The 13,548-nt window shown below is 58.8% G+C and carries 12 protein-coding genes and 1 pseudogene; 5 read left to right on the forward strand and 8 right to left on the reverse strand.

Annotation, left to right across the window (positions count from 1 at the left end):
- Positions 1–21: 21 nt before the first annotated feature.
- A complete protein-coding gene (locus EJ072_RS10065; protein WP_126079556.1) occupies positions 22–387 on the forward strand; it encodes a hypothetical protein in 366 nt (121 codons plus the stop codon).
- A 116-nt stretch (positions 388–503) separates the two neighbouring features.
- On the opposite strand, the gene EJ072_RS10070 is transcribed toward EJ072_RS10065, so the two are convergent.
- From EJ072_RS10070 to EJ072_RS10095, 6 genes are all read right to left on the reverse strand, one after another.
- Positions 504–1,481 carry a 2-dehydropantoate 2-reductase gene (locus EJ072_RS10070; protein ID WP_126083580.1) on the reverse strand — a complete coding sequence of 326 codons (978 nt, stop codon included), beginning with the start codon at positions 1,479–1,481 and terminating at the stop codon, positions 504–506.
- 105 nt (positions 1,482–1,586) lie between these two features.
- Complete coding sequence (ggt, locus tag EJ072_RS10075; protein ID WP_126079557.1) at positions 1,587–3,170, reverse strand: gamma-glutamyltransferase; 1,584 nt, start codon at positions 3,168–3,170, stop codon at positions 1,587–1,589.
- A 201-nt stretch (positions 3,171–3,371) separates the two neighbouring features.
- Positions 3,372–4,880 (reverse strand): acyl--CoA ligase, encoded by a 1,509-nt coding sequence (locus EJ072_RS10080; RefSeq protein WP_126079558.1) that lies wholly within the window; start codon positions 4,878–4,880, stop codon positions 3,372–3,374.
- Between the two features lie 11 nt (positions 4,881–4,891).
- On the reverse strand, positions 4,892–5,686 hold the full coding sequence (locus EJ072_RS10085) for an amino acid ABC transporter ATP-binding protein (RefSeq protein WP_126079559.1): 795 nt from the start codon (positions 5,684–5,686) through the stop codon (positions 4,892–4,894).
- Complete coding sequence (locus EJ072_RS10090; protein WP_126079560.1) at positions 5,683–6,462, reverse strand: amino acid ABC transporter permease; 780 nt, start codon at positions 6,460–6,462, stop codon at positions 5,683–5,685. Before EJ072_RS10090 ends, EJ072_RS10085 begins: the two co-directional genes overlap by 4 nt.
- A 9-nt stretch (positions 6,463–6,471) precedes the next feature.
- Positions 6,472–7,281 carry an ABC transporter substrate-binding protein gene (locus EJ072_RS10095; RefSeq protein WP_126079561.1) on the reverse strand — a complete coding sequence of 270 codons (810 nt, stop codon included), beginning with the start codon at positions 7,279–7,281 and terminating at the stop codon, positions 6,472–6,474.
- A gap of 169 nt (positions 7,282–7,450) precedes the next feature.
- Between EJ072_RS10095 and EJ072_RS10100 the strand changes: the two genes are divergently transcribed.
- On the forward strand, positions 7,451–8,122 hold the full coding sequence (locus EJ072_RS10100) for an FCD domain-containing protein (protein ID WP_126079562.1): 672 nt from the start codon (positions 7,451–7,453) through the stop codon (positions 8,120–8,122).
- A 229-nt stretch (positions 8,123–8,351) separates the two neighbouring features.
- On the opposite strand, the gene EJ072_RS10105 is transcribed toward EJ072_RS10100, so the two are convergent.
- Both EJ072_RS10105 and EJ072_RS10110 read right to left on the reverse strand, forming a co-directional pair.
- On the reverse strand, positions 8,352–8,573 hold the full coding sequence (locus EJ072_RS10105; RefSeq protein ID WP_126079563.1) for a hypothetical protein: 222 nt from the start codon (positions 8,571–8,573) through the stop codon (positions 8,352–8,354).
- A gap of 173 nt (positions 8,574–8,746) precedes the next feature.
- Positions 8,747–9,649: a LysR family transcriptional regulator gene (locus EJ072_RS10110; protein ID WP_189343283.1), complete on the reverse strand. Its 903-nt coding sequence runs from the start codon at positions 9,647–9,649 to the stop codon at positions 8,747–8,749.
- A gap of 134 nt (positions 9,650–9,783) precedes the next feature.
- Here EJ072_RS10110 and EJ072_RS10115 point away from each other — a divergent pair, with 134 nt between their 5' ends.
- The 3 genes and pseudogenes from EJ072_RS10115 (at position 9,784) to EJ072_RS10125 (ending at position 13,545) form a co-directional block, all read left to right on the forward strand.
- A complete protein-coding gene (locus EJ072_RS10115) occupies positions 9,784–11,067 on the forward strand; it encodes a Xaa-Pro peptidase family protein (RefSeq protein WP_126079565.1) in 1,284 nt (427 codons plus the stop codon).
- A gap of 1 nt (position 11,068) precedes the next feature.
- Positions 11,069–12,313: a Zn-dependent hydrolase gene (locus EJ072_RS10120; RefSeq protein ID WP_126079566.1), complete on the forward strand. Its 1,245-nt coding sequence runs from the start codon at positions 11,069–11,071 to the stop codon at positions 12,311–12,313.
- Between the two features lie 188 nt (positions 12,314–12,501).
- Positions 12,502–13,545 (forward strand): annotated as a pseudogene (locus tag EJ072_RS10125) (tartrate dehydrogenase).
- The last annotated feature ends 3 nt before the right edge of the window (positions 13,546–13,548 follow it).

Raw genomic sequence — 13,548 nt, forward strand, 5'->3', positions numbered from 1 at the left:
AATTCGCGGGAATATACTGTAATGGCTTATATTGAAATTTTCCCTAAATCCCTCGAATCCCAGAAAGAATTGGCTGATCGCCGGACTTCTGTGATGGATATTCTTTATGCGGCGGCGAAGGAGACCTTGAACGTTCCGGACCACGATATCATCGTTGAATTGAACCAGTGCACAGCAATTGCATTTAACTCCCTAGCAGTGCAGGCCTCCGCGGTTCCAGATGTCGTGATAAAGATTTCAACCAGCGATCACGAATTTCAGCCAAAATTTCAATCTCTGTGCGATCACATCGTGAGCAAGTGGAACGCACAGTTCGGGAATACACTTAAGCTGGAAATCTGGGTTAACGTAATTAATACCTGGGGCTGCAATATAGATTTCAATTAGAAGGGAGCAACGCTCCGTGCGCTGCGGTTGGCGCCGATCGCGCTTTCATCCGGAGGGCGATCCGGCCGGCGGCAGCAAGAATGATCGCCGATCAAACAACCTATTGACGGACGTTGTCAAAGACAGCCAGCGAGCCTCGCACGCTGCCGAATGAGCGCCTCGACGATATCGATCGTCGGGGTCGCCTGACCGGTGAGACGGCCCAGTTCCTGGACGGCAGTCACGAGAGCGTCGATCTCCATCGGCCGGCCAAGTTCCAGATCCTGCAGCATTGATGTCTTGTGCGCGCCGACCGCGGCGGCGCCGGCGATGCGTCGATCGACATCGATCCCGAAACTTGCCCCCAGAGCCTCGCCGATCGTCTGCGCTTCGACCATCATTGCGCGAATGATCGCCCGCGTGCCTGGATCGGCGCAGATTTCGTCGAGCTTCCCGCCGGTCAGAGCGGAGACTGGATTAAGCGAGAGATTGCCCCACAGCTTGACCCAAATCTCATTGCGGATTTGCGGGCGGACTGGCGCCCTGAATCCCGCCGAGGCGAGGAGAGCGGCCAGATTGGCGGTCCGCTCGGTCTTCTCGCCCGAAGGTTCGCCAAGCGGCAGCCGATCGCCTTCGATATGTCGAATGACGCCGGGAGACTCGATTTCGGCGGCCGGATGCACGACACAGCCGATCACGCGCTGAGGTCCGATCGCCTCCCACAGCACACCATTCGGATCGACAGCCTCGATGCGGCGGCCTTCATGCACGCCGCCGTGCCTGTAGAAGTACCACCAGGGGACGCCGTTCTGCGCCGTGACGACCGCCGTTTCAGGTCCCAGAAGCGGCTTCAGGCTGGCAAGGATGCCGGGAAGTGAATGAGCCTTGAGAGCCAGGAAGACGTAGTCCTGGGCGCCGAGGTCCGCGGCCTGGTCCGTTGCGCGCACGGTGACGGTGGTCTCGCCCTCTTCGGACTTCAGTGTCAAACCCTTGTCGCGCAACACGGCAAGGTGGGCGCCCCTGGCGATGAGACTTACTTCGGCATCGCCTTGTGCGGCGAGCCTGGCGCCTACGAGACCTCCGATCGCTCCGGCGCCGAACACGCAGATCCGCATCATCGGATACCCCGTTGCACGATCGAGCAATCCAGCAGCATCCGATCCACCTCGCGCGATGATCCTTCAAAGGTTGGCCGGAAGAGAGCCTCTTGGATCGGCGATCTAATAGCCAAGCGCGCATCCGTCCATGCGCGGATCCGAGCCTCCGATAAGCACTCCTTCGGACCAGTCGATCTTTATCATTTGTCCGCCGCCGAGCGGCTCGATTGGCTGGACGATGCGATGGCCGAGTTTTCTGAGTCCCTCGACCGTATCGACCGGAACGCCACGCTCGACCTGGGTTTCGCCTAGCGAATGGAAGACACGGGGTTGATCGATCGCCTCCTGCGGATCGAGCCCGAAGTCGACGACGCCGGTCAACACGTGTGTGTGTCCAAATGGCTGATAGTCCCCACCCATGACCCCGTAACAAAGGAATGGCCGACCGTCTTTCATGGCGAGGCCGGGCATGATCGTGTGGAGGGGGCGCTTGCCCGGCCCTATCGCGTTGGGATGAGCGGGATCGAGCGAAAAGCCCATGCCTCGATTTTGAAGGGTGATGCCATAGGTCGGCGCGACCCGGGTTGATCCGAAGCCCCAATAGACGGAGTTGATGAAGCTGACGCAGTTGCGATCGCGGTCGACGACCGTCAGGTAAACAGTGTCCGATTTGCGCATCAGCGGCGGCGGCAGATGGTCTGCCACACGATCGCGGCGGATCTCATTTCGTAGGCGTGCGGCGTAATCCTTGGACAGGATTTCATTCACTGGGAATGCGGCATGCCGCGTGTCACAGACAAAAGCATCACGATCACGGTAGGCCAGTCTGCCCGCTTCGATTTCAACGTGGAGGCGTTCAGCGCTCATGGGCTCGAGCGCCGCCAGATCAAAACCCTCGAGGATGTTGAGCATGAGGAGCGCGGTGATGCCCTGGTTGTTGGGCGGAATCTGGCAGACTTCCATGCCCCGGTAATCCGTCCGGACCGGCTCGACATATTCGCCTGCGGCGATCTCGAAATCTTCAATTGTGTGATGGCCACCCAGACAGCGCAGATAGCTCACGATGTCCTGAGCCACGGGCCCTTTGTAGAATCCATCTCTGCCTTTGGCGGCGACCAGGCTGAGCGCGTCAGCCAGGCCTGGGTTGCGAAATACCTCCCCTGCCCGAGCGGCCCGGCCACGCGGAAGAAAAACGCGGGTTGCATTGGGGTCGCGCCGCAACCGCGGTTCCTCCAAAGCCCAATCTTCCGCCACCCGAGGGTGAACCGGAAATCCATCCCGCGCAAAGGCAATTGCCGGAGCAAGAAGCTCACCGATCTCCTTGCGTCCATGATCCGCCACGAGCCGGGTCCACGCATCAATCGCGCCCGGGATAGTAACGGCATGCGGGCTTGAATCCTCAAGTTGGCCATGGCCAACGGCGAGTTCGTCAGCTGGAAGCCTGGAAGGTGCTCGCCCGGAGCCGTTGTAGGCAACGATCTGATCGGTGCCATTCTTGGCCATGATGACAAAGCAGTCGCCGCCGATTCCGGTTTGCTGCGGCTCCACGACTGCAAGCACAGCGGCCGCGGCGACTGCCGCATCGATTGCCGCGCCTCCACTTTGCAGCACCTCAATGGCCACTCGCGCCGCATGGGGGTTGTGGGTGGCCGCCATGCCATTCATGGCCATTGCCGGAGAGCGGCCAGGAAGTTGGAAGTCGCGCATAATGTTCTCCTATCGGCAACGTCGAGAATGAAAACGGCAAGCCCAACGCCGCGCCGTCATTCCATTTGCTTGTCAGTTACAATTGAAAAATGTCGCGACGGCCCTGAGCTTCGCGTCCTGTGGGCCTCGAGCTCGCTTTCGCGAGGCGAGGGAGCGCGGCTTCGGAATCACTCCTGGCGCGTGAGACTTTGTTAGTCATGCCTATGCCAGCCCAAGTTTTGCCGCGAGGCCAATGCGCTGCATCTTGCCCGTGGCGCCCTTCGGAATTTCGGGCACAAAGACCACACGTCTTGGCACTTTGAAGTCGGCAAGCCGACCAGCAGCGAACTCGCGAATATCCCGCTCGCCGGCCTGGGCGCCCTCCCTCAGGACAATGACCGCGGCAACGTCCTCGCCGAGCTTGTTATGCGGTATGGCGAAGGTCACCGCCTGGTGAACCGCCGGGTGGGCCATCAGGACTTCATCCACCTCAAGCGGGGCGATTTTTTCGCCACCGCGGTTGATGATCTCTTTGAGCCGACCGGTAAGGCGAAGAAAACCGTCATCGTCCATCACACCCTGATCTCCGGTGCGAAACCAGCCGTTGGTGAACGCCTCGGAGTTGGCCTTTGGGTTGTTCTCATAACCACGGGTCACGTTAGCGCCGCGTGTGACAATTTCTCCGATCTGCCCCAGAGGAAGCAATCTTCCATCTTCGGCCATGATCGCAACCTCGGGTCCCGCGGCGAGCCCGACACTTCCTGGCTTGCGCTGGCCTGGCGGCAACTGATTGGATGTCATTTGATGGGCGTTCTCAGTCATCGAGTATGCTTCGATTACCGGACACCCGAAAACCCGCTCCATTTCGGCGAAGACGGGTGCCGGCAAAGATGCCGAGCTCGAACGGATGAATCGCAAAGGGTTGGCGGCAATAATCTCCGCATTGCCACTGCTGCGGGCGAGAATCGCCTGGTGCATCGTTGGCACGGCCGTATACCAGGTCGGCCTAGCCTCGTTCATCCAGCCGAAGAACTTCAGGGCGTTGAATCCAGGCGTGCAGAAGACGCTGGCGCCAGCCGAAAGGCTTGCCAGCACGGCCGCGACCAAACCGTGAATATGGAACAGCGGCATGATGTTGAGGCAACGGTCCGACGACCCGAGCTTGAGCGTCCGTACGATATTTGCCGCTGAAGTCAGGAGGTTCGTGTGACTAAGCGGTACTATTTTAGGTCTGGAGGTCGTACCCGAAGTATGCAGGACCAGCGCGACATCCTCCGAATGCGCCAGCCCCGGCGTGGCGGCCGCCGACGATGTGCCCGACAGATCAAACAGCCCCGCTGGACCCTCCGTTCGCGCATGCAGGTGGATTATCGGTACCCCGACACGCGCAGCCGCAGCCAACGCCGGACTATCGCTACCGGCTGCGACGAGAAGCGCCTTCGCCTTGAGATCGTCCAGATAAAAGAAGAACTCGTCCTCGCGATAGGCTGGATTGAGTGGAGCTGTCGTACAGGCGCTTGCGCAGGCGAGGAAGGCGGCAACCATCTCGGGGCCGTTATCAAGAACGATCGCGAGCTTGTCACCCCTCCCAACGCCAAGACTATTGAGCGATAGGACCGTCCGGTCGACAAGAGCCAGCAGTTCTCCGAAGGCGACACCCGGGCGAGCAGGAGCGCCAATTGCTTGGCCCTCCGAGGTCGCGGAACTCAGAATATCGCGGATCGTATTCATGCCTGCCGCTCTCACTCTTTCCTGCTGATGACCCGAGACAAAAACGCCGCGGTTCTTTCATGAGCCGGCGCGGTGAAGAACTGCTCCGGAGGAGCGTCCTCTATTATCCGGCCGCCATGCATCATGATCACGCGGTTTGCCACCTCGCGCGCGAAGCCCATCTCGTGGCTCACCACAATCATGGTCATGCCCTCACGGGCGAGTTCCTTCATTACGTCCAGCACTTCCCCAATCATCTCGGGATCGAGCGCGCTGGTAGGCTCGTCGAACAGCATGAGCGCAGGACGCATGGCCAGAGCGCGGGCGATGGCAACACGCTGCTGCTGGCCACCGGAGAGTTGCGAGGGATAGGTGTCCTCTTTGTCGGCCAGGCCAACACGAGCCAGAAGTGCGCGGCCGGTTCGAAGCGCTTCCTCACGCGGGATCTTGCGAACGTGGATCGGCGCTTCAATGATGTTCTCGAGAGCCGTCAGATGCGGGAACAGATTGAACAGCTGGAAGACCATCCCGATCTCGCAGCGCTGGCGAGCAATGTTGCGCTCGCTGTCTTCCACAAGCTGACCGTTGCGTTCGCGGTAGCCAATCAAATGGCCGTTGACCTCGATGCGACCTTTCTGGATCCGCTCCAGATGGTTGATGCAGCGTATGAATGTGGTCTTGCCCGAGCCCGATGCGCCAACAATGACGACCACCTCTCCCTTACGGACGGTAAGATCGATCCCCTTGAGCACATGAAGATCGCCGAAGTGTTTTTCCACCCCGCGCGCGGTGACAATCGCGGGCTCAGCCGCCGGATCATCGCTCATCGCGGTTCTCCAATCTGGCCAAAACCGAAAAGGCGCCTGTATCCGTTTGGTGCAAGCTTCCGGGCCGCTGCCGAGGCAGGATCGCCAAACCGTGACTCGAGGCGCTGCTGTACGAAGCCCCAGAGGGTGGTGAGCGTCAGGTAGTAGCAGGCGACCACCATATACAACTCAAAAACTCGGAAAGTTACAGAGGTTACCATCTGCGTTGCGAGCAGCAGTTCGGGAACGCCGATCACGCTCAGCAGCGTTGTGTTTTTCAGCATGCTGTTGAACTCGTTGCCCAGTGGCGGAACAACCACGCGCGCTGCCTGGGGCAGGATGATGCGGCGCATGTAGAGGCCATAAGTCATTCCCAGGGACTTGGATGCTTCCGTCTGGCCTATAGCGACGGAATTGATTCCCGCGCGAATGATCTCCGCCATGTAGGCAGCTTCGTTCAGCGTCAATGCAAGGATTCCCGCCTGCATATTGCCGGGAAGGACCGCAAAACCGAGATCAATATCCTCGAAACGGAAAATGTTCGCGGCAGCCAGACCGGTGTAAATGAACACGATCTGCACCAACAATGGCGTGCCGCGAAAACCCCACACGAAGATCCGTGCAGGCACTTGTAGTATGTGATGCTTCGAAATCCGGGCCAAGGCTATGAAAAGCCCCAGGAGCGTTCCGAAGCCTTGGGAAATCACGCTGATGCTTAAGGTCAGCCAAAGCCCATGCAAATAGACGGAACTTGGCCGGAACAGGTATTCCCAAAAAACGCTCCATTCGAAGTTCATGGTGACCGCCTACTCGATGGCGTCCCCTTCGAGTCCCCATTTCGCGAGCAACTTCTTGTAGGTGCCGTCGGCCTTCATCGATTCGAAGGCCTTCTGAACGGCATCATGCATGTCGGCCTCACCCTTGCGGGTGGCGATGCCGGTCTTGATCTTGGCGAACGGCTCACCGCCAATATCGAAAATATGGCCAGCCTTCTGAAGGAAGAAAGCAGCCGTTTCGAGGGTGGTTCCGTAGACATCCACCTGGCCAATTTGCAGCGCCTGACGGGCATCGGAATCCTTGGGGAAGACCGTGACCGTTACCTCGGGTTTCCCAGCCTCCTTGAATTTCTTGTTCTGTTCCTCCAGCAGGCTCTGGATCGTCGTGCCATTGTCCACAGCAGCCTTGAGGCCTGAAAGATCCTCAAGCCCCTTGACGTTCTTCGGATTTCCCTTCGGCACCAAGAGCGACTGGCTCGAATACATGTAGTTCGTGAAATCCACGACTTCGCGGCGCTGCGGCTTGTCGAAAAGCTGCGACAGAATGGCATCGCACTGCTTCGCCAGGAGAGCCGGAATGATCGCGCTGAATGCAGTTTCCTTCCACTCGACCTTCACCCCCATCCGCTTCCCGATCTCGGTGCCGATATCGACATCCAGACCACCTAGAACCTGATTTTCATCATAGAATCCGAGCGGCGGATTCCCGAATTCCGCGCAATACGTGATCTTGCCCGCCTTGGCGATATCCGCCGGCGGTGTCACTTCCGATGCATGGGCAACGCCAACCGCGAAGCCGAGCGCGATGGCACAACCGGCAGTTTTGGAAACACGAGACATTTGACAACCTTCCCATTCTTTATCGGCCCAACGATTTGGACCATTGCGTATTGGTCTATATCCCGATAGTCTTATGTTATGATTTTCGCTATCTATTCCCCAACGTATAGGCCCTGTCAACATAGTGGGCGCTTGCCGATCGAAATAAACCAATATCGAATGGTCTAAAATGAAGAGATCCGACTACGCTCACCAGAAGCTTGACGAAATGCTGCGGGAAAATCGCTTCCAGCCGCAGAGTCGACTTCCGCCGGAACGTGATCTGGCGCGTCAGCTCGACGTCAGTCGTATGGGGCTGCGAGTGGCGCTTGATCGGCTCGAGGCGGAAGGACGAATCTGGCGTCATGTCGGTCAAGGCACTTTTGTTGGTCCGCGTCCCGAAAAAGCACCAACACAACTGTCGTTCGTTACCGCAAACACGAGCCCGGCCGAGGCGCTCGAGGCACGACTGGCGATCGAACCCCAGATCGCCCGAATGGCGGCGTTGCGCGCGAGCGAACTTCAGATCTCCGATATGTTCGTGCTTGTTCAGAAGGGAAGGGTCTCGGGAGATCCCGCTGCGTGGGAGTCCTGGGACGGGCAGTTCCACCGGGCGCTGTGTCTCGTCACAGGCAATCGGCTCCTGCTTTCCATCTTCGACAGCTTCAACGCAATACGACGGCAAAGGACATGGAACCAGCTTCGTCAGGCCGTGCTCACGCCGGAGCGGCGGGAGCATTATGCGCAACAGCACAAGAATATTCTCGATGCGATCAGTGATCGCGACGCTGTGCAAGCTGAATTGGCTATGCGCGCGCATATAGAAGACGTAGCACGCAGTCTGCTCGATCCCCGTGGGTAAGCGAATATGCGGGTTCACCTGCCGTCGAAAAAGCAGCTGGACCAGCTTGCCTACCGGTCGAGTGTCAGTCGCGATCGGAACTTCCACGACGGCTAGACGTGCTTTCCATCTTTTGCGCAACGTGAGCCCTTGACCGCGCATCGATAGGTGCCCTCGAGGGGAGTGGCCAAGGCAGCATAGGCTTAGGCATTCAAAGGCAGAGCCTTGCGGTTAGCCCAATGCCAGTTGCTCAGTGCCGGCCGATGATGTCTTGGCTGCGCGATTCATCTGTTGTGTCGCCGATCGGGCTTGTCAGATTAAGTAACAACGCCAACACGACAATACCGACAAAGGCGGCGAAGGTGCTGGCGGCAGCGAGCCATCGCAGAGCTGCCTCGTCCACTTCCACCGGAGCTTTGCCGGTTTGGTGCCATGGGCCGGCAACAACGTAGCCAATTGCTCGTGCGATCATATAAGGACAACTCCTGTTCCCTACAGGAGCATTCATACGAGATCATCGCTGGTGCGGTCGATGCGAGGATTGCGCTGCAAACATTGACGAAATTCAAAGTGTTTGGTTATGGGCTTCGCGCGTTCCCAGAACCACCTGAGTATCGGCCGATCCCAATTGCTTTGCGCTGGTGGTTAGCGTGCATCAGGTTCGAGGAAGCGCTCAAAAACCTTGGAGAAAGCTGCAAAAGCCGGGGCCTTCGGAGCGCTTTTGGAAATCGACGTGGCCCATTGATGCCGGGATCGGTAGACGAGGGATTTACATTCAACCGGCTTCAGTTCGCTTCGTTCCACCCAATACCTTGCGTAGTGCTCAGGCAGGAACCCCACATACCCTCCTGAAAGTAGCATCACCAACATCGCTTCCATGTTGTTGATTGTGGCGTGGTAGCGCAAGGCAGGAAAGTACTCCTCGTCGAACGGCTGCCGGTATCCTCTCATCACGAAGGGGTACTTCAAGACCTCGTCCTCCAAGACCTCCTCGGCCGTTTTGGAAAACAGCGGATGACCTCGGCCGACAAAAAGGCGATGGGTCTCTTCCAGGAGAGGCCTGAAGTGAATACCGCCAATGTCGCGGACATAGGGTACGATCGCGCCGTGCATGTGGCCCGACAGGATTGCCCTCTCAAGGTCAAGCCGATCTGAAACGACGAGCTCCACATGGACATCATGGTCTAGCTCGTTGAACTCCCTAAGAGCCAGTGCAAGCGGAAAGCGCGGATCCATCGTGAGGCAATCAACCATGCCGATCACCAGCCGACCAGCGAGCCGTTTCTTAAGCCCTGCCATGCTGCCAGCGAAGTCATCGAGCTGGGCAAGCATTCGCTTGGTTTCCTCGTAGGCTGTGCGACCTTTTTCGGTAAGACGAAAACCGCTCCGGCCCCGTTCACACAAACGAAAACCAAGCCGCTTTTCCAAGTCGGACATATGCAGGCTGATCGTTGAGTGTCCCACGTTCAACGTAATCTGGGCGCCTGTATAGCTTTCGGCCTCCACTACGGCAACGAACACCCGCAGCAGCCTGAGATCCAGGTCCATCACCCTCGTTGGCATCCGGCTCTCCACGTTGTTACATTGAAAAACGCTCAAACGAACTCAAGAGCATTCACCTTTTCTCCGAAACGACAAACTGAGATTGGTGCTTCCAACGTGTCAAGACAGGGAGATTGATCGTGGGAATAGTCGCACAGCCAAACATTGCCGATCACAAGATCCTCAGTGTTGCCGAGCACACCGAGCATGTCACCTTCCAGCCGACAGTTCGACCGACGGCCCGTGGCTATCAGTTGCCAATGATCTCCCATGACCGCCTCGCCTTCTCACCGGAAGAATTCGTCAGGCGCTATGACCTGATCCAATCCTCAATGGACGATCTGGGGCTGGACGCGCTCCTCGTGCGTGGCCCGGAAAACATTACCTATTTCTCCGGCTACGAAACGCCCGGCTATTACCGTTACCACTGCATCGTCGTGCCGAAGGACGGAGAGCCGGTCTTTCTCGTTCGGGACTTCGAGTGGATAAACACACCGGAATTCGCCTGGTCCACGAAATTCGTAAAGGTATACGACTGGGATCACGCACCGAGCGTCACGGCCAATGTCCTCGACCAGCTCGGTCTTGGAAGCAACAAGCGCATAGGGGTCGAAAAGCAGAGCTTTTTCTACACCGTAGACGAGCACGAGACGCTCGCCCGGGCAGCTCCAACCAACGAGTATGTAGATGCTACCCACGTTCTGTGGAACGCCCGCATGATCAAATCAGCGGAAGAAGTCGAGGTGATGCGCAGATCGGCCGCGCTCGTCGATGTGGCAATGCAGGCGGGGTATGAGGCAACACGCCCAGGCGCCACCGGCGACGAGATCAACGGAGAGGTAAACAGAGCGCTGCTGGCGGCTGGCGGAGAATACATGGGTCTGCCTCCCTTCGTGCTCGCTGGAGAACGCAGTTGTCTGCCCCATCAGACGGGCGGGAAAAATGCGCTGGGTAGGGACGATCTTATGTACTTTGAGATTTCCGCTTCGCATCGCCGATATACGGCAGCCTTGATGCGTACGATCTTCCTTGGCAAGCCCAAGGATGAGTGGCTAAGGGCCGCGCAGGCATGCATCGACGCTACGTCCGCAGCGCTTGCGTTTATCAGGCCAGGCGTTTCCTCGCACGATGCCGATACTGTCGCACGCGCAGTCACCACCAAGGCGGGCTTTGCGCCCTACCACCGCAACCGTCTGGGCTACAGCATTGGCGTTAGCTATCCGCCGGATTGGGGCGAAGGCGAGATCATTTCCCTGCAGCAGAATGAATCCCGTTTGCTCCAGCCCGGCATGACTTTCCATATGCCGCCACTTTGCCTGAAGTATCGTGAGTACGGCATCGGGTTCTCGGAAAGCATTCTGGTGACCGAAAGCGGCTGCGAGAGGTTTTCGAAACTTCCGAGGGAAATCGTCATAAAGGCCTAGGATGTCAGGTGATATTCGCGCCTTCTTGAACCTCGACCGTCTTTTGGGCGACATTCGGACGCTGGCGGGTTTTGGTGCCGTGGAAGCAGGCGGGATTGATCGTCCCGCTTTCTCACCTGCGATTGTCGATGCCGAAGAATGGCTGATGCAGGCCATGTGCCAAGCCAGCATGACGGCGCACCGCGATGGTGCCGGCAACATCATCGGTCGGCTGGGCCCACAGACCGGCAGAACGTTGATATGCGGGTCCCATATCGACACCGTGCGCGGCGGCGGCTCGCTCGACGGGACCCTCGGAGTGCTGGCGGGTCTGGAGTGTGCCCGCGCAATCGCCGCCAGCGGATTGCAGCCGTCCGCCGGATTCGAGGTCGTCGCATTCGCGGATGAAGAAGGCGCTTACCACGGCTTGCTGGGTTCCAAGGCGATGGCCGGAGCGCTGGAGCCGGCCGACATTCAAGACAGCGGCACCTTGGCTATGGCCATGCTGGCAGTCGGTCTTGATTTCAGCGCAGTAAGCAAAGCTGCGCGCAAGCTGGACGAGGTGGAGGCCTATTTGGAGCTGCACATCGAGCAGGGCCCGGTGCTCGAGCGCTTGGGGCTGGACATCGGCATCGTAGACGCCATCGTCGGCATGGATCTGTCCAGCTACACCTTGACAGGCAAGGCGAGGCACTCGGGGTCGACACCGATGGCCGACCGCCAGGATGCGCTCGTCTGTGCAGCCTCGGCAATCCACAGCGCCATTGCGGCAATGGTTGAGGAAGGTTTGGCTGACGCCGGCACCATGACGTTCGGCAATCTGCGCGTCAGTCCAGGGTCAACGAACGTCCTTCCAGGGCAGGTGATCGTAGACAGTGAGGTAAGAGCCCAGGATCGCGAAACCATCGCTGCCCTCAGATCCATCGTCGACAGGGCCTTTCGGTACGCAGCCGGCCAAGCCGGGTTGACGACGGTCAGAGGTCGTAACGTTATCGATCCACCTGCTCCCCTCTCGAAGGGGTTGCGCGACCGTCTCTTCGCCATCGCCGCCAAAAACAATCTGCAGTGCGCGCTGCTGTCGTCTGGTGCTTGTCACGATGCCCAGGTCTTCGCCAGCCGTGACGTGCCGACGGCGATGATATTCATCGAGAGCAAGGGCGGTATCAGCCATCACAGCGACGAGCATTCGACGCCGGCCGCGATCCGCGCGGGCGCCGAGTTTCTGCTTCTCGCGGTTCATGACTTGCTGGTTCGCGGGACGCGGTAAGGCGAACCGCAATGTGTGCGGCGCTCATCACAACCGCTTGCCGGGGCCCGAACTTTCACCTCTGAGCAAAGTATCGCGCAGCAGATTCGACTGGCCCGACAGCCGATTCAGCATCTCATTTTCGGCCTGCTTCGCGACAATCAGACGTCAAGGCGCTGGGGCGCCAGTTGCTTGTGCGGGATAGCCAAATGAAGACTTATCGTATCGCACTCATCCCTGGCGATGGTGTGGGCCGCGATGTCACAGCCGCAGCTTGGCAGGTCCTCGGCAGGGTCGCTGACAATTCTGGTTTCAAGTTCCAAGGCACGGAATTTGCTTGGTCGTGCGCCTTCTACAAGGAAACAGGAGCAATGATGCCAAACGATGGCATCGAGATCCTGCGAGCTTTCGATGCTATTTTGCTTGGCGCCGTGGGCTGGCCGGCGCTGGTCCCGGATTCCGTCTCGCTGCACGGGCTGTTGTTGCCGATCCGCAAGGCCTTCTCGCAATATGCCAACATCAGGCCGCATCGCCTGTTGCCTGGTGTGACTAGCCCGTTGCGGTCGCAAGACTTCGATATTTTGTGCATCCGTGAGAATACCGAGGGCGAGTATAGCGGCGCGGGCGGACGTATCCATCAGGGCACAGATGGGGAAGTTGCCGTGGAAACGTCCATCTTTACGCGCCGCGGGGTGGAACGCATCCTGCGTTTCGCGTTTGAACAGGCACGAGCCCGTAGAGGCAGGCTTGCCTCGGTGACAAAGTCGAACGCCCAGAAATTCTCGATGGTGTTTTGGGACGATGTCGCCAGGGAACTCAGCTCCGAGTACCCCGATGTTGCCCTGACCAGCTATCATATCGACGCAATGGCTGCGCGGATGGTTATGGCCCCGGAAAGCCTCGATGTCGTAGTGGCTTCCAACCTCTTTGGCGACATCCTCACCGACCTCGGGGCAGCCATTCAGGGCGGGTTGGGCTTCGCGGCATCGGCTAACATCAATCCGGAACGCACCGCGCCATCAATGTTCGAGCCCGTGCACGGCTCCGCTCCGGACATCGCCCATCTCGGCATCGCGAACCCGATCGCGACTATCTAGTCCGGAGCGATGATGCTCGACCATCTCGGAGAAGCAGGAGCGGCCAGGCGCCTCATGAGCGCCCTGGAAGCGACGACCGCGCGAGGCATCGCCACCGTCCACGGCAAGGACAGAACTGACGCTATCACCGCCGCGGTTCTCACCGCGCTCGATTGACCA

The sequence above is a fragment of the Mesorhizobium sp. M2A.F.Ca.ET.046.03.2.1 genome (genome assembly GCF_003952425.1).
Lineage (GTDB): Bacteria > Pseudomonadota > Alphaproteobacteria > Rhizobiales > Rhizobiaceae > Mesorhizobium.